This is a genomic window from Yersinia canariae (assembly GCF_009831415.1).
Taxonomy (GTDB): Bacteria; Pseudomonadota; Gammaproteobacteria; order Enterobacterales; family Enterobacteriaceae; genus Yersinia; species Yersinia canariae.
The window spans coordinates 3014210-3030389 of the sequence record NZ_CP043727.1 but is presented as its reverse complement, the minus strand read 5'-3'; the positions used below and the strand labels follow the sequence as shown (position 1 = coordinate 3030389).

The following is a 16180-nucleotide window of genomic DNA, read 5'->3' as shown; positions in this document are numbered from 1 at the left end:
AATGTTAAAAGTATTGCATTTTTATAAAACGTATTACCCCGATTCGTTTGGTGGCATCGAGCAGGTTATTTTTCAATTATGCGAAAGTGGGGCGAAGAAAGGTATTGACTCAACTGTCCTTTCTTTAAGTAAACGAGGTAATGTTGTTAATAAAGAAATAGGGTCGCACACGACATATTGCTCCCCAATTAATATTGAAGTGGCTTCAACACCTTTTTCTTTCCAAGCTTTAAAAACCTTTAAAAATCTTGCTCAGCAGGCCGATATTATTCATTATCATTTTCCATTCCCATTTATGGATATGGTTCATTTTATATCAGGCATAAAAAAACCTACAGTAGTAAGCTACCATTCTGATATCGTAAAACAGAAGAATATATTAAAAATATATTCACCATTAATGAATCGATTCCTTGGTGATGTGACTCGAATTGTTGCCGCTTCACCGAATTATGTAGCAACCAGTTTAACGCTGAAGAGGTTCGCAAATAAGGTCAGTGTTATTCCCTATGGTCTTGATGAGGCCTCCTATCCTACGCCATCTTCAGAGCGACTGGCATTTTGGCAGGATAAGTTTGGCCCTCGTTTTTTCCTGTTTATTGGCGCTTTTCGGTATTATAAAGGTTTGCATATTCTTATTGAAGCAGCTAAGAATTCCTCATATCCAATTGTTATCGTAGGTGCTGGCCCTATTGAGTCAGAATTAAAATCTCAAGTCGAAGAGCTAAATATTCAGAATGTCTTTTTCCTCGGTGCTGTATCTGATGAAGATAAAACTGCACTATTGTCTCTTTGTTTTGCTGTGGTTTTCCCTTCTCATTTACGATCTGAAGCCTTTGGTATTACCTTATTAGAAGGTGCCATGTATGGCAAACCGCTCATATCGAGTGAAATAGGTACAGGTACAACTTTTATTAATATTGATCAGCAAACTGGGTTGGTTGTACCGCCATCAGATCCTATTGCATTGAGATCTGCAATGGATCAATTATGGAATGATGTAGAGTTATCAGCAGAGTTTGGTTGCAATGCACGAAATCGTTTTTTGGAGCATTTTACATCGGAGAAAATGGCATCAAGTTATATTGATTTATATAATGAAATAGTGGGTAAGTGATATTTTATTTTTTATATTTTAATGAAGTTATAAGATTGTTGTTTTTAATGGCGTAGCATTCACTCGGTTCTTTTGATGGCTACACAATATGAAATATTTACTGATATTTTAAGAATGTAATCAGGAACATTCTGATGTAAGCTTTGGCACTATAAAATAATAATGAATAATTCCAGATTGTTTCGCTAAGCTTATAAATTAATCCCTCCGCATTTAACTGTTTAAAGTTGAAGAGGTCATATCAATGAAATGTTTGAAAGCAGTCATTCCTGTTGCCGGGCTAGGCACTCGTATGTTGCCAGCCACCAAGGCAATTCCGAAAGAAATGCTGCCAGTGGTAGATAAACCCCTAATTCAATATATTGTGAATGAGTGCGTTGCTGCCGGGGTCAAGGAGATTGTGTTGGTAAGCCACTCCTCCAAAAACGCGATAGAAAACCATTTCGATACATCTTTTGAACTGGAAGCTGCGCTGGAATCACGCGTTAAGCGCCAGTTATTAAAAGAAATTAAGAATATTTGTCCACCTGATGTCACTATCATGCAGGTGCGCCAAGGTCATGCCAAAGGGCTGGGGCACGCCGTGCTCTGCGCGCAACCGATGGTGGGCGATAACCCGTTCATCGTATTGCTGCCAGACGTCTTGCTTGATGATTCAACGGCGGATTTATCTAAAGAAAACCTTGCCAGCATGATTAAGCGCTTTGAGGAGACCGGGCGTAGCCAAATCATGGTAGAGCCGGTACCGAAAGCGGATGTTTCCAAGTATGGTATTGCTGATTGCGGACATGTCGATTTAGCTCCGGGTGAGAGTACCCTGATGACTGCCGTTGTTGAGAAACCTTCCGTCGACGAGGCGCCGTCTAACCTCGCTGTAGTTGGGCGCTATGTGTTATCAAAAGACATTTGGCCACTGCTGAAGAAAACCCCTCGTGGTGCTGGTGATGAAATTCAGCTTACTGATGCCATCGCGATGTTAATGGAGCAGGAGCCTGTTGAGGCTTTCCATATGACCGGTAAATCTCATGATTGCGGTGATAAATTGGGCTATATGAAAGCCTTTGTTACTTATGGTGTTCGCCATAATACCGAAGGTGAGAATTTTACAGCCTGGCTAAAGCAGCAAATCAACTAACGTCGGCTTAGCGGCTGAATGGATAAAGATTTTAAATTCGCCTCAAGAAATCAGTAGGTTAATTATGACCAAATTGAAAGCAGTGATCCCAGTAGCAGGCCTAGGCATGAGAATGCTTCCAGCCACAAAAGCCATTCCAAAAGAAATGCTGCCTATTGTCGATAAGCCATTAATTCAATATGTAGTTAACGAATGTGTTGCTGCCGGCATTAAAGAAATCATTTTGATAACCCACTCGTCAAAAAATGCGGTAGAAAACCATTTCGATACGTCTTATGAGCTAGAAGCCATGCTAGAGGCGCGTGTTAAGCGCCAGTTATTGGAAGAAGTGCAATCAATCTGTCCACCGGGTGTGACCATCATGCATATTCGCCAAGGCCACCCTGAAGGCTTGGGCCATGCCGTGTTGTGTGCCAAACCGCTCGTGGGGAATGAGCCATTCGCTGTGTTGTTGCCGGATGTTCTGATTGATGATGCGAAGTCAGATTTGACTCGAGATAATCTTGCTCAATTGGTCAAGCGCTTTGAAGAGACTGGAACTAGCCAAGTATTAGTGCATTCAGTCGAACCTGAGGCGTTATCAAACTACTCGGTTATCTCATGTGAGAAGTCTGATTTAGCGCCGGGTGAAAGTAGCCGGATTAAAGCCATGGTTGAAAAACCACAAAGCCCTGTTGACTTGCAATCAAACCTGTCGGCTGTCGGGCGCTATGTTTTGTCTGCTGATATTTGGCCATTGCTGGAACAAACCAAGCCCGGCGCTTGGGGTCGTATTCAGCTAACTGATGCTATTGATGCATTGGCAGAGAAAGAACCCGTTGATGCGGTTGCTTTGACTGGGCAATCCTATAACTGCGGTGAGAAACTCGGTTATATGCAGGCTTATGTCGCTTATGGCCTTCGTCATCCCAAACAAGGTGCTGAGTTTAAAGCCTGGCTAAAAGAATTTATGGCATGAGCCAATTCGGATATAAAAAAAGCAATCCATGTGATTGCTTTTTTTATACTTATCAGTGCCATAAATCAAACCACTTTGGCGGTTCACACTGAGAAAGCAAACCATTGCGCGCAGCAACTGGTCAGTTGTGCTATCTATCGCACCAATCACTACCCAGCTGACATAATCCTGAGTTAACATGTTTCCCACATCAAAAACCTGTTGGCTTCAAAACCGATAACAGGTGTCATCCTTCAGACAGGAGTTTTTTAATGTCCAAACAACAGATCGGCGTTGTCGGTATGGCGGTGATGGGCCGTAACCTGGCGCTCAACATCGAAAGCCGCGGCTATTCCGTTTCTATCTTTAACCGTTCATCAGACAAGACCGACGAAGTGGTCGCTGAGAATCCAGGTAAAAACTTGGTTCCGAGCTATACCGTTGAAGAGTTTGTTGATTCACTGGAAAAACCGCGCCGCATCCTGCTGATGGTGAAAGCGGGTGAAGCAACTGACAAGACCATCGCTTCACTGACGCCGCACCTTGATAAAGGTGACATTCTGATTGATGGTGGTAATACTTACTACAAAGATACCATCCGTCGCAATCGTGAACTTTCTGAGCAAGGCTTTAACTTTATCGGCACTGGCGTTTCCGGTGGCGAAGAGGGGGCATTGAAAGGCCCTTCAATCATGCCTGGTGGCCAGAAAGAAGCCTACGAACTGGTCGCGCCAATTCTCGAGAAAATTGCTGCGCGTGCTGATGATGGTGACGCTTGTGTTGCTTATATCGGTGCAGACGGTGCTGGTCATTACGTTAAAATGGTTCACAACGGTATCGAATATGGTGATATGCAGTTGATCGCCGAAGCTTACTCTTTGCTGAAACAGTCTTTGGGCTTGAGCAACGAAGAGCTGGCGAGTACTTTTGCTGAGTGGAACAAAGGCGAACTCAATAGCTACCTGATCGATATCACCAAAGATATTTTCACCAAGAAAGATGAAGATGGTAAATATTTGGTTGACGTGATTCTGGATGAAGCCGCTAACAAAGGTACAGGTAAGTGGACCAGCCAAAGTTCTCTGGACTTAGGTGAGCCATTAACATTGATCACTGAATCGGTATTTGCCCGTTACTTGTCTTCTCTTAAAGACCAGCGTGTTGCGGCATCTAAAGTGCTGACCGGCCCGACAGTGAAGCCTTTCGCTGGCGATAAAGCTGAGTTTATCGAAAAAATCCGACGTGCGTTGTATCTGGGCAAAATCGTTTCTTACGCGCAAGGTTTCTCTCAGTTGAAAGCGGCTTCAGAAGAAAATAATTGGGATCTGCATTACGGTGAGATCGCTAAGATTTTCCGCGCGGGTTGCATTATTCGCGCTCAGTTCTTGCAAAAAATCACTGACGCATATGCAGAAAATGCCGATATCGCAAACTTGCTGTTGGCACCATACTTCAAGCAAATTGCTGATGAATACCAGCAAGCACTGCGTGATGTCGTGTCTTACGCGGTTCAAAACGGTATCCCGACACCAACATTCTCTGCTGCAATTAACTATTACGATAGCTACCGTTCAGCCGTGCTGCCAGCCAATTTGATTCAGGCTCAGCGCGATTATTTTGGTGCGCATACCTACAAACGTACTGATAAAGACGGCGTCTTCCATACTGAGTGGATGGAGTAATCCATTTAGCAGTTTGCGAGCTAGACTTGGTATTCGCTGATTTTAAAGGCTTATCTCAATAACAAACGCCCCTGATGATAAATCGAGGGCGTTTTTCTTTTATCAGCAAGAAAGCCAATAAGAAGATTATTTCTCGTGGCGTTCGCGTAGACGGCCTATCACTTTGCTCAGATTCAAATCTTGATCTTGTAATAACACTAGCAAGTGATACATCAAGTCTGAAGCTTCGTTAGTCAGTTCTTCACGGTCATTCACTGTTGCGGCAAGGGCTGTTTCCACCCCTTCTTCGCCGACTTTCTGCGCGATACGTTTAGTCCCACTGGCATACAATTTTGCCGTGTAAGAACTGGCTGGGTCCGCTGATTTACGTGATGCCAACAACTGTTCTAGTTGATACAAAAAACTCCAGTCGCTAGCCGCAGGTGCGAAGCAACTGTCATTGCCTAAATGACAGGTCGGGCCAATAGGATTGACCAGAATCAATAGGGTATCATTGTCACAGTCAGGGTAGATATTCACGACATTCAGGAAGTGGCCGGAGCTTTCACCTTTGGTCCATAAACGCTGTTTAGTCCGAGAGAAGAAGGTGACTTTGCCGGTTTCTTCCGTCACCGCCAATGCTTCTTTGTTCATATACCCCATCATCAAAACTTCGCCAGATACGGCATGCTGAACGATGGCAGGCATCAGATTGTCGACTTTTTCCCAATCCAGTTGGTTAATTTGTTGTTCGCTTAACACACTCTTATCTCCACGCCTTGTTCAGACAAATACTTTTTCAATTCGCCGATATTAATAATTTGCTTATGGAACACTGAGGCTGCCAGCGCACCATCGACATCTGCATCACGGAATGCTTCAAGGAAGTGCTCTGGTGTTCCTGCGCCGCCAGAGGCGATCAGCGGGACATGGCAACTGGATCGCATCTGTTTTAATTGGCGCAAATCATAACCGTTACGCACGCCATCCTGATTCATCATATTCAGCACAATTTCACCGGCACCGCGTAACTGAACTTCTTTTATCCAATCTTCGGTCTGCCAGGTGGTGGCTTTGGTCCGTTTTTCGTCGCCGGTAAATTGATAAACCTGATAACTGTCACTTTCTGTGTCATACCAAGTATCAATACCGACCACAATACATTGTACGCCATAGCGCTCTGCCAGGCGGGTGATCAACGTCGGATCGGCTAGTGCAGGCGAGTTGATGGAGATTTTATCGGCACCGAATGTCAGAATCTGGCCAGCATCTTCCACACTCTTAATCCCGCCGGCGACACAGAACGGAATATCAATAACTTCTGCCACCCGTGACACCCAGCTTTTATCGACGACGCGGCCATCAGATGAGGCAGTGATATCGTAAAATACCAGCTCATCGGCACCTTCTTGTGCATAACGCTGTGCCAAGGGCACGATATCACCAATGATTTCATGATTTCGGAATTGGACGCCTTTAACTACTTGACCGTCTTTCACATCCAGACAAGGAATTATACGTTTTGCCAGCATGCAATAGCCTCCTTCACGTTAAATTTACCGTCCAATAGTGCGCGGCCAACAATCACCCCTTGTACACCGCTACCGCGAAGGCGGGCAATATCATCCAGACAGCCAATGCCACCGGAGGCTTGGAACGCCACTTGTGGGTAGCGCTGGCACACTTCCTGATACAGCTCGACATTCGAGCCACTTAAGGTGCCATCGCGAGAGATATCTGTGCACAGCACATGTTTTAGGCCGAAAGGTAGATATTGTTCAACAATCTGCTCCAAAGTCGTATCAGAGTTTTCCTGCCAGCCACTGATAGCCACTTCTTTGCGACCTGCTTCATTAATGCGTACATCCAGCGCCAGCACAATGGCTTCTGCACCATAACGCTCAAACCATTGTTGCACTATTTCCGGCTGTTTAACGGCGGTTGAGCCGACGACAACCCGTGTAGCGCCGGCTTCAAGCAGTGCGACAACATCTTGCTCATTACGGATGCCACCACCGACCTGTACCGGCACATCAACACCGGCCAATAACTCACGTAATAAGGGAATTTGACGGGCGGCGGGATCTTTAGCGCCAGTCAAATCGACCAAATGTAATACCTGAGCACCTTGCTGCTGATAATCCTGTAAGCGCGGCAAGGGATGATTGCCATAGTCACGTTGTTGGCCGTAATCGCCCTGATGCAAACGCACCACCTTGCCGTCGATCAAATCCAAAGCGGGAATAATCATGGTGCTTACATCTCCAGAAAGTTTTTCAGCAGTTGGGCTCCAGCCGCTCCGGAGCGTTCCGGATGAAACTGCACGCCAAAGAAGTTGTCTTTTTCGACTGCGGCGGTAAACGGCTCGCCGTAATTGGCTTGGGCGATGGTATTTGGGCATATTGGCATTGCATATCCGTGCACAAAGTAGAAATAAGTTCCGTCTGGGATACCACGGAACAGATGATTGCCCGCTTGCGCGGTAATCTGATTCCAACCCATATGCGGCAGTGGCAAACCGAAGTCCATCATCTGTTTTACCGGCGTATCAATAACACCGAGCGTCTCAATCCCGCCGCTTTCTTCACTGCTGGATGCCAGCAATTGCATACCGAGACAGATGCCCAACACTGGCTGAGTACAACTTTTAATCAACTCGATAAGTTCGCGTTGTTTCAACTGCTCCATTGCTGCATGAGCTGTGCCAACTCCCGGTAAAAATAGCTTATCGGCGCGTAGCACAATTTCCGGGTCACGACTGATAACTGGGGCATAACCTAAACGCTGCACCGCGTAGGTGACAGAGGAGAGGTTGGCGCAACCCGTATCCAGAATCACCACATCCATTACAGGACTCCCTTGGAACTTGGTAGGGTATTGCCCTCAACACGAATAGCCTGGCGCAAGGTACGGCCAAACACTTTAAATAGGCTCTCTACCCGGTGGTGATCATTGCGGCCTTTGGTTTTCAGGTGCAGGGTGCAAGCCATAGCATAGGAGAGGGAGCGGAAGAAATGCTCGACCATCTCGGTGCTAAGGTCACCCACCCGCTGATAGTTAAATTCGGCTTTGTATTCCAAATGCGGGCGACCGGAAATATCCAGTGCACAACGAGCCAAGCATTCATCCATTGGCAGCACAAAACCAAAGCGGCCAATACCGCGTTTGTCACCCAATGCGTTGTTAATCGCCTCGCCCAGTGCTAGTGCGGTATCTTCAACCGTGTGATGGTCATCAATATATAGATCGCCACTGACTTGAATATCCATACGAAAACCGCCGTGAGTCGCGATTTGATCCAGCATATGGTCGAAGAAACCGACGCCAGTTTTGATCTTGCTACCCCCTTCGCGGTCCAGCCAAACATCGACATCAATGGCCGTTTCTTTGGTGACACGATTTACGTGGGCATGGCGGTCACGTTGCGTCAGTTGTTGGGCAATTTGTGGCCAATTCAAACCATCACGCTGGTAACGCAAGCCGCTGATACCCATGTTTTGCGCCAGTTGCAGGTCTGTCTCACGGTCGCCGATAACGTAGCTGTTGGCGCTATTCATCACGCCTTCGGCCAGATAGCTTTCCACTAATGCTGTTTTTGGCTTGCGGCAATCACAGTTGTCTGCCGGTAAGTGTGGGCAAATTAAAACCTGTTCAAAATCGATCCCCTGGGAGCTGAAAATCTGCATCATCAGGTTGTGCGGCGGATCGAAAGTTTCCTGCGGGAAACTGCTGGTCCCCAAGCCATCCTGGTTAGTTATCATCACCAAACGGTAATCTGCTTTTTGCAGTGCCAGTAATGCCGGAATAACACCTGGCTCCAGCGCCAGTTTATCCAGCCGGTCAACTTGATAGTCTTCCGGTGGCTCGGCAATTAAGGTGCCGTCTCTGTCAATAAAAAGAAATTTCTGGCTCATATCGTTTCCTTCCGCAGGCTGGAGGTATTCTTAGTTTTATTTGTATTATTTGGGCTATCAACACCGGGCAGTGGCGCTAGGGCGGCAATGACGCGTTCACACTCTTGACGGGTACCGATAGTAATGCGCAAGCAATTGGATAACCCAGGTTGCTTATTTTGGTCACGCAAAATAATGCCCTGATCCCACAATGTCTTGAACACACTGCTGGAGGCCGTAAATCGCGCTAATAAGTAGTTACTCTCACTGGTAAATACTTGCTCGACACAGGCACAGTCTTGCAGTGCATTTTCTAGCCATTCACGATTGGCTTTCACTTCATTTACTCTTTGGCGCATTTGCTCAAGGCCCTGTGGGCTGAGTGCTTGCGCCGCAATATCCGCAACGGGTGTTGATAATGGGTAGGGCGCAATCACTTTAAGCAGCAATTGGATGATATCGTTGTTAGCCAGCGTAAAGCCACAACGTAAGCCGGCCAATGCAAAGGCTTTCGACAAGGTGCGCAAAATGACTAAATTCGGATAATCTTTTAGCCAAGTGCTGACTGAGGCCTGAGGGCAGAATTCAATATAGGCTTCATCGATAGCCACGATAGCGCGGCCTTGTGCTAGCTCCAGCACTTCACGCAAGTCAGCTGAGTTGATCAAATTCCCCGTTGGATTATTTGGGCTGCAAATATAAATCAGCTTCACCCGCTCCAGACTTTCTTTAATAGCTGGCAAATCTAACTGCCAATCGGTTTTAGTTTGTACCGTGCGCAGTTCAACACCAAAGGTTTCAGCGCTAACCGCATACATGCCATAGGTTGGAGGGCAGAACAAAATGGCATCTTTACCCGGTTCGCAGAAAGCGCGAATCAGCAGCTCAATACCTTCATCGGCCCCTCGACTGACCAACACTTGATCAGTGTCTAAACCGGCGTATGCCGCATAGCGCTCGACAACCAACGCGGGTTGGCATTCAGGATAGCGGTTGAAAGTTTGTGCCGTGAGTTGGTATTGCGTCGCCAACGGGTATTCGTTGGCATTGAGCCACACATCACCGTTGCCACCCAAGCGGCGGGCAGACATATAAGGGGTCAGGGCACGGACGTTGGCTCGGGCCAGTTCAGTGACATTGGTGGACTTACTCATGCTTGCTCCTTATTGGCGGCTGTCAGGGCAGCGACACGTAGGGTGACGGCGTTTTTGTGGGCGGTGAGTTGTTCAGCTTGAGCCAGCGTTTCAATGGTTGATGCCAGACCCAGCAAACCTTGCGGCGTTAATTGTTGAACTGTCATCCGTTTGACAAAATCCGCTAATCCAAGACTCGAATACGTTGAGGTATAACCATAAGTCGGTAACACGTGGTTGGTGCCAGAGGCATAATCCCCGGCAGATTCTGGCGACCAGTCCCCCATGAATACCGAGCCGGCATTATCAATTTTATCAATAATATCTTCTGGTTGACGGATTTGCAGAATCAAGTGCTCTGGCCCGTATTGATTACTGATATCAATACATTGCTGCAAATCTTTGGTGATGATCAAGCGGCTGCTTTCTAGCGCCTGACGGGCGATATCGGCACGTGATAACTGCTGGAGTTGCCGTTCAACTTCGACTGCCACCGCTTGAGCGATAGCGGCATCTGGCGTCAGTAGGACCACTTGTGAGTCTGGGCCGTGCTCGGCTTGGGACAGTAAGTCAGAGGCAATAAACGCCGGTGTAGCACCGCTGTCGGCGATAACCAACACTTCAGATGGGCCTGCTGGCATATCAATCGCAGCACCGTCCAAACGTTGGCTGACCTGACGTTTTGCTTCTGTGACATAAGCATTACCGGGTCCGAAAATTTTATTCACTTTCGGCACGGACTCACTCCCAAATGCCATCGCGGCAATGGCTTGTGCTCCGCCAATTTGGAATACTTCTTTAATTCCGCATAATTGTGCCGCATACAAAATTTCATCAGCAATCGGCGGTGGCGAACATAAAATTACGCGCTGGCAACCGGCAATGCGTGCTGGCGTGCCAAGCATCAGTACAGTAGACAACAGCGGCGCTGAGCCACCGGGAATATACAGGCCGACGGAGGCAATCGGGCGAGTGATTTGCTGACAGCGCACCCCCGGTTGCGTTTCAACATCTACCACTGGCATTTTCTGTGCGTTATGGAAAATTTCAATATTACGTACCGCTTGTGCCATAGCTTGTTTGATATTGTCATTCAAACGCCCAGCAGCAGCGGCTATTTCGTCACTGCTGATACGGATATCTGCTACCTGCACGGTATCAAAGCGCTGGCTAAAATCGCGCAGGGCGCTGTCGCCCTCAGCTTTCACCCTGTCAAGGATTTCACTAACTGTCGCGGTTATCCGCTCTGATGCATTGATTGCCGGGCGGCTCAAGAGCGCTTTTTGTTGCTCTTCACTGCATTGCTGCCAGTCGATCAATGTATTGAAATTCGTCGGCTGCATGGGTTACTCCATCATTTTTTCAATAGGTAATACCAGAATGGAGCTGGCACCCAGCGCCTTCAGTTTTTCCATGGTTTCCCAGAACAGAGTTTCGCTACTGACCATGTGCATTGCGACGCGGCTCTTATCACCGGCCAATGGCAGAATGGTCGGGCGTTCAGCACCCGGTAGCAGGGTAATGATTTCGTCCAGACGCTCACTTGGCGCGTGCATCATGATGTATTTGGATTCACGAGCTTGAATGACACCCTGAATACGGGTCATTAGGCGGTCAATCAGTTGTTGCTTATCAGCCGGCATTTCGCCATCACGCTGAATCAGGCATGCTTTGGAGCGGTAAATAACTTCGACTTCGCGCAGGCCGTTGGCTTCCAATGTGGCACCGGTGGAAACCAAGTCACAGATGACGTCGGCCAAACCGGCGCGGGGTGCAACTTCAACTGAGCCGTTCAGCAAACAGGATTTAAAAGTTACACCTTGTTTATCAAGATATTGCTTTAAGATATGCGGGTAAGAAGTGGCGATACGCTTATTTTGTAGGCATTGCGGGCCGGTGTATTCGGTGTCCAGTGAGGCCGCCAGCGACAGACGACAACCACCAAAATCCAGGCGGCGCAAGGTGAAATAGCGTGGGTCTTCACCTTGAGCGCGGCGGCTTAGTAACTCTTCTTCTAGCACATTTTCGCCAATAATCCCCAGATCAACCACGCCATCCATCACTAGCCCCGGGATATCGTCATCACGCACACGCAGGATATCGATTGGCATGTTTTCAGCAAAGGCAATCAGGCGCTGTTGTTGTAAATTGATTTTAATCCCACAGCGCGATAACAACTCGTGGCAATCGTCACTGAGGCGGCCTGATTTTTGCATCGCAATGCGTAAACGTGTTTTATCCAACATGGTAATCCTCTTCTTAATTTAACTTTATAAAATTGTGAGCAACAAAAAAGCCCTCGGAAGATAATCTTCCGAGGGCTTTCTCTATTGCGTTCTACCGCCACCTGGAAGATTCGTTAACCGTCTTCCAGCACACATCGGCCTGCAAGACTAGTCAGGATGATGGTGATGATGGTGATTAAATTGAACGCGATTCATAGTGGTTTCTCTGCTTGGGCTTTCTAACATAATTTCTGTCAATCAACCTAAACCATCCTGCGGGTAGCACGCAACCTTTTTTTCACCTGACCACTTTATTTCCCGGCTACAAGCCACGAGCTATCGACCAGCGACGGTTTTATTTTTAGCGGTTATCACTTTATTTGATGTCAGTTTGAGCAGAAAATTGTTACATATGGCGATTATGCCGATGAATGAAAATAGATTCATAATATTGAGTAATTATTAGGTTACATTAATTGGCGTAGGTTATTAGTATGGAGTGGGTTGTCGGTATGAACCGGTCGAGGGCAATTGAGATGAAAAAAGTAGCCATTATTGGATTGGGCTGGCTGGGTATGCCATTGGCGCAATCATTGGTCCGCCGCGGAGTACAGGTTGTCGGAAGTAAAACCACGTCAGATGGTGTCGAAGCTGCCAGAATGAGTGGGATTAATTGCTATCAATTGCAACTGACACCGGAGTTGATTTGCGATCCGGATGATTTGGCTCAGCTGATGGCGGTGGATGCGCTGGTTATTACTTTGCCTGCCAGCCGCACAACTGACGGCGGCGCACAGTATTTTCAAGCGGTACAGATGGTCGTCGACAGTGCGCTGGCGTTTGGTGTGCCGCGTATTATTTTTACCAGTTCGACCTCGGTCTATGGCGAAACTCGGGGGCGAATTAAAGAAAACTCTCCGCTACAACCCGTGACTACTGCGGGAAAAACACTGGCTGAGCTTGAACTCTGGCTGCATAAATTACCCAATACTTCAGTGGATATTTTGCGTCTGTCAGGGCTGGTGGGGACAGATCGCCATCCGGGGCGTTTTCTTGCGGGTAAAACCAATGTGAAAGGCGGTTCATTGGGGGTTAATTTGGTGCATCAGGAAGATGTAATATCCGCAATCGAACTGCTGCTTAATTTGCCCAGAGGCGGCCATATTTACAATCTGTGTGCGCCGATCCACCCACGCAAACGTGACTTCTATCCTGAGTGCGCCCGTGCATTACAGCTAACTCCACCCGAGTTTGCACCTGAAGATATCGAAGAGGCGCCGCGTGAGATTGATGGCAGCAAGATTTGCAGTGAGTTGGGGTTTGAGTATCAATATCCCGACCCGGCAAGAATGCCTTTAAATTAAATATCCGCCTATTGCGTGCTTGTATTTTGGGCTTGGGCGGCACTCACAGCATGCATGCTATGAGTGCGCTGGCCGCACCCAAACTACTTTCGCTCGTCAGGCCTCAAATGGATGAGCAGTTAAGGCCTTTGAAATAAAAATCAAATGGAAGGGAGCCGCCACTCACCGCTTCTGATGAATATAGGTCAGTGCCAGCGCCATTGCCAGAACTAGCCCTTTGATGATATCCATCGCATAGTAAGGCACTGACAGCATCACGAGGCCGTTTTGCAGCACCCCGAGGATCACTGCGCCAATTAAGGTACCGAAAGCATTCGGCTTACCTGAGCCGGCCAACGAGAAACCAATATAAGCCGCCGCCACTGCATCCATCAGGTAGCCGCCACCGGCATTGACTTGTGACGAGCCAATTCGTGATGCCAGTAAAATCCCGCCCAATGCTGCTAACAGGGATGACAACACATAAGCCAGTACGCGATAACGTACTGTCCGAATGCCCGCCAGACGCGCCGCTTCCGGATTGCCGCCAATGGCATACATCCGCCGGCCATGTTTAGTCAGCGATAAATACAATTGCACCACAATCGTTACCGCTAACATGATAAGCACGATTACGGGCACTTGGCCCAGAGCTGAAAACATCTCAGGAATGACGCCTTCCGCCATATCTCCGCTGGGTAGCAGCATATTCTGGGTGATAGAGCCGCCGTAGCTGTAAGTCATTGCCACGCCTTGAATCACGAACAGACTGGCAAGCGTCGCCAGCATATCGGGGATTTTCAGTACCACAATCAGAAACGCATTAAACAAGCCAACCAGAGTGCAGACCAGTAAGGTCAGAATGATAGCCCCTGTGGTGCCAAAGCCATACCAAACAAAGAGCGACACCACGATGGCATTGGCCAGCGAAGCGGTGGAGCCGACCGACAAGTCAAAGCCCCCAATTGACAGGGAAATTGATACTCCGATGGCAATCACCGTCACAATGGCAATGGAGCGCAAAATATTGATGATATTATTCGGATCGAGGAAATTATCAGAGGCCAGGCCAAATAACGCGATTAGCGCCACAACGGTGAGTAACATCCCCCATTTGTAGAGAAAATCAAACAACTGGTGACGCCATGGCTGCGCGTCTGGCAGGGGTATTTCTTTACTCACTGAGACGTTCCTCCGGTTGAAAATAGTAATAATGTTTCTTCATCGATATCGGCGGCATTCAGTTCGGCCACAATACGCCCATCCCACAACACACAGATACGATGGCATAAACCGACCAATTCTGAGAATTCACCGGATGCATAAATAATGCCTTTTCCCTGTTGCGCTAACCCGCCAATCAGATTGAATAAATCCTGTTTAGCTTTGATATCCACGCCTTTGGTCGGCTCATCAAAAATCAGCACTTGCGCATCCCCGCGCAGCCACTTACCAATTGCCACTTTTTGCTGATTCCCACCAGACAGACGGGCCAGTGTTTGTTGCGGTGACGAAGTGCGTATCCCTAAGCGCGCAATCAGCTCTTTGGCCCAATGCAACTCTTGGCGGCGGCTAAAGATGCTCCAGCGGGAAAAACTGTCATCGGCAGCCACACTCAGGTTCATCGGGATACCCTCGTGAATGAAAATGCCTTCTTTGCGCCGCTCTTCTGGTACTAAAGCTAACCCCTGTGCAACAGAGCGGTCTGGTGAGCGCGGTTTCCACGGTTTACCCTGTAACTCGCCCTGATCAACACGGCTTGGCGTAGCACCAAACAAGGCTTTGCACAATTCGGTTTTACCCGCGCCAGCCAACCCGGCAATCCCTAATATTTCCCCTTCATGTAAAGTCAGCGAGATATCACGCAATTTGTGTTGATCATGCAACCCACTGACTGACAACAATGTTTTGGCATTAACGGCGGCGTGCCGCGCGGGGAAAATATCATCCAAGGTGTGACCGAGCATCTTCTCGACAATTTGCTCGCCAGTCATGTTGCCCATTGCATCATGGCTGACGCGTTTGCCATCACGTAATACGGTCAGTTGATCGCAAATTTCACGCAATTCATGGATACGGTGTGAAATAAAAACAATGGCTATGCCTTCGGATTGCAGACGGCGAACCACTCGAAACAGGCGTGCGCTCTCTTCCTGGTCCAGTGGCGCAGTAGGTTCATCCAAAATGAGAAAGCGGCATTGGTGAGAGAGGGCGCGTGCCAACAGCACCTGCTGTTTTTCGGCCAATGTGCAAGATTCCAGCCGCTGGCGCACATTCAATTTGAGGTCAAGCTGCTCAAGTAGCGCTTCAGCCTGGCGGTAAAGTTGTGGCCAGTTAAACAAATGCCCCTGTTCAGCCAGCGTATCCAGCATAATATTCTCCGCCACAGACAGGGTCGGCACCAGCGCAACATCAACCTCTTGTTGGACCACATGAATACCGTGCTGTTTTGCCTGACGGGGCGAGTGAATATCTACCTGCTGGCCATCAATAAAGATCTCGCCGCGATAGTGATGATGAGCGCCGGAAAGTATCGCCATTAAGGTCGATTTACCCGCACCATTGGCACCGACTAATGCATGAGTAGAACCACCTTCCAGTGTGAAATCAACTTGTTGTAGGGCATGAAATCCAGAAAACGAGATAGAGATATTCCGCATCTCAAGGCGGGAGGAGGTGATGCTGGACATAAGTTTTGACGACTGCCCTATAAAGTATTTTAGCGAAACAGGCAGT

Annotated in this window: 16 protein-coding genes and 1 other annotated feature; of the genes, 5 read left to right on the top strand and 11 right to left on the bottom strand. The window is 47.9% G+C overall.

Annotated features, from left to right (window positions below; genetic code table 11):
* The first annotated feature begins 1 nt into the window (after window position 1).
* The 4 genes from F0T03_RS14000 to gndA all read left to right on the top strand — a co-directional run bounded on the left by F0T03_RS14000 (window position 2) and on the right by gndA (window position 4871).
* Window positions 2-1117, top strand: a complete 1116-nt coding sequence (locus tag F0T03_RS14000) for a glycosyltransferase family 4 protein (protein WP_145556285.1) — start codon at window positions 2-4, stop codon at window positions 1115-1117.
* 244 nt (window positions 1118-1361) lie between these two features.
* On the top strand, window positions 1362-2252 hold the full coding sequence (gene galU / locus F0T03_RS13995; protein ID WP_145556284.1) for a UTP--glucose-1-phosphate uridylyltransferase GalU: 891 nt from the start codon (window positions 1362-1364) through the stop codon (window positions 2250-2252).
* Window positions 2253-2316: 64 nt separating this feature from the next.
* On the top strand, window positions 2317-3210 hold the full coding sequence (galU, locus tag F0T03_RS13990) for a UTP--glucose-1-phosphate uridylyltransferase GalU (protein ID WP_145556283.1): 894 nt from the start codon (window positions 2317-2319) through the stop codon (window positions 3208-3210).
* Window positions 3211-3461: 251 nt separating this feature from the next.
* Window positions 3462-4871, top strand: a complete 1410-nt coding sequence (gndA, locus tag F0T03_RS13985) for an NADP-dependent phosphogluconate dehydrogenase (RefSeq protein WP_145556282.1) — start codon at window positions 3462-3464, stop codon at window positions 4869-4871.
* Between the two features lie 126 nt (window positions 4872-4997).
* On the opposite strand, the gene hisIE is transcribed toward gndA, so the two are convergent.
* The 9 genes from hisIE to hisL all read right to left on the bottom strand — a co-directional run bounded on the left by hisIE (window position 4998) and on the right by hisL (window position 12317).
* Window positions 4998-5612 carry a bifunctional phosphoribosyl-AMP cyclohydrolase/phosphoribosyl-ATP diphosphatase HisIE gene (gene hisIE / locus F0T03_RS13980; RefSeq protein WP_145556281.1) on the bottom strand — a complete coding sequence of 205 codons (615 nt, stop codon included), beginning with the start codon at window positions 5610-5612 and terminating at the stop codon, window positions 4998-5000.
* Window positions 5606-6382, bottom strand: a complete 777-nt coding sequence (gene hisF, locus F0T03_RS13975; protein ID WP_159679001.1) for an imidazole glycerol phosphate synthase subunit HisF — start codon at window positions 6380-6382, stop codon at window positions 5606-5608. The genes hisIE and hisF overlap by 7 nt, the downstream gene beginning before the upstream one ends.
* A complete protein-coding gene (hisA, locus tag F0T03_RS13970; RefSeq protein WP_145556279.1) occupies window positions 6364-7101 on the bottom strand; it encodes a 1-(5-phosphoribosyl)-5-[(5-phosphoribosylamino)methylideneamino]imidazole-4-carboxamide isomerase in 738 nt (245 codons plus the stop codon). Before hisA ends, hisF begins: the two co-directional genes overlap by 19 nt.
* A 5-nt stretch (window positions 7102-7106) precedes the next feature.
* Window positions 7107-7697: an imidazole glycerol phosphate synthase subunit HisH gene (gene hisH / locus F0T03_RS13965; RefSeq protein ID WP_159678999.1), complete on the bottom strand. Its 591-nt coding sequence runs from the start codon at window positions 7695-7697 to the stop codon at window positions 7107-7109.
* Window positions 7697-8764 (bottom strand): bifunctional histidinol-phosphatase/imidazoleglycerol-phosphate dehydratase HisB, encoded by a 1068-nt coding sequence (gene hisB, locus F0T03_RS13960; RefSeq protein ID WP_145556277.1) that lies wholly within the window; start codon window positions 8762-8764, stop codon window positions 7697-7699. Before hisB ends, hisH begins: the two co-directional genes overlap by 1 nt.
* Window positions 8761-9897 carry a histidinol-phosphate transaminase gene (gene hisC / locus F0T03_RS13955; RefSeq protein ID WP_159678997.1) on the bottom strand — a complete coding sequence of 379 codons (1137 nt, stop codon included), beginning with the start codon at window positions 9895-9897 and terminating at the stop codon, window positions 8761-8763. Before hisC ends, hisB begins: the two co-directional genes overlap by 4 nt.
* On the bottom strand, window positions 9894-11219 hold the full coding sequence (gene hisD / locus F0T03_RS13950) for a histidinol dehydrogenase (RefSeq protein ID WP_145556275.1): 1326 nt from the start codon (window positions 11217-11219) through the stop codon (window positions 9894-9896). Before hisD ends, hisC begins: the two co-directional genes overlap by 4 nt.
* Window positions 11220-11222: 3 nt before the next feature.
* A complete protein-coding gene (gene hisG, locus F0T03_RS13945; protein ID WP_004388789.1) occupies window positions 11223-12122 on the bottom strand; it encodes an ATP phosphoribosyltransferase in 900 nt (299 codons plus the stop codon).
* A 41-nt stretch (window positions 12123-12163) separates the two neighbouring features.
* Window positions 12164-12294, bottom strand: a sequence feature (His leader region).
* A complete protein-coding gene (gene hisL / locus F0T03_RS13940) occupies window positions 12270-12317 on the bottom strand; it encodes a his operon leader peptide (protein WP_002231208.1) in 48 nt (15 codons plus the stop codon). It overlaps the preceding feature by 25 nt.
* A 320-nt stretch (window positions 12318-12637) precedes the next feature.
* On the opposite strand from hisL, the gene F0T03_RS13935 reads away from it, so the two are divergent.
* Window positions 12638-13465, top strand: coding sequence for an SDR family oxidoreductase (locus tag F0T03_RS13935; protein WP_145556274.1), 828 nt, complete (start codon window positions 12638-12640; stop codon window positions 13463-13465).
* A 162-nt stretch (window positions 13466-13627) separates the two neighbouring features.
* Here F0T03_RS13935 and F0T03_RS13930 read toward each other — a convergent pair whose 3' ends face one another.
* Both F0T03_RS13930 and F0T03_RS13925 read right to left on the bottom strand, forming a co-directional pair.
* Window positions 13628-14626: an ABC transporter permease gene (locus F0T03_RS13930; protein ID WP_145556273.1), complete on the bottom strand. Its 999-nt coding sequence runs from the start codon at window positions 14624-14626 to the stop codon at window positions 13628-13630.
* The gene (locus F0T03_RS13925) at window positions 14623-16134 is read right to left on the bottom strand and encodes a sugar ABC transporter ATP-binding protein (RefSeq protein WP_159678995.1); all 1512 of its coding nucleotides are present in this window, start codon (window positions 16132-16134) and stop codon (window positions 14623-14625) included. Before F0T03_RS13925 ends, F0T03_RS13930 begins: the two co-directional genes overlap by 4 nt.
* Between the last annotated feature and the right edge of the window lie 46 nt (window positions 16135-16180).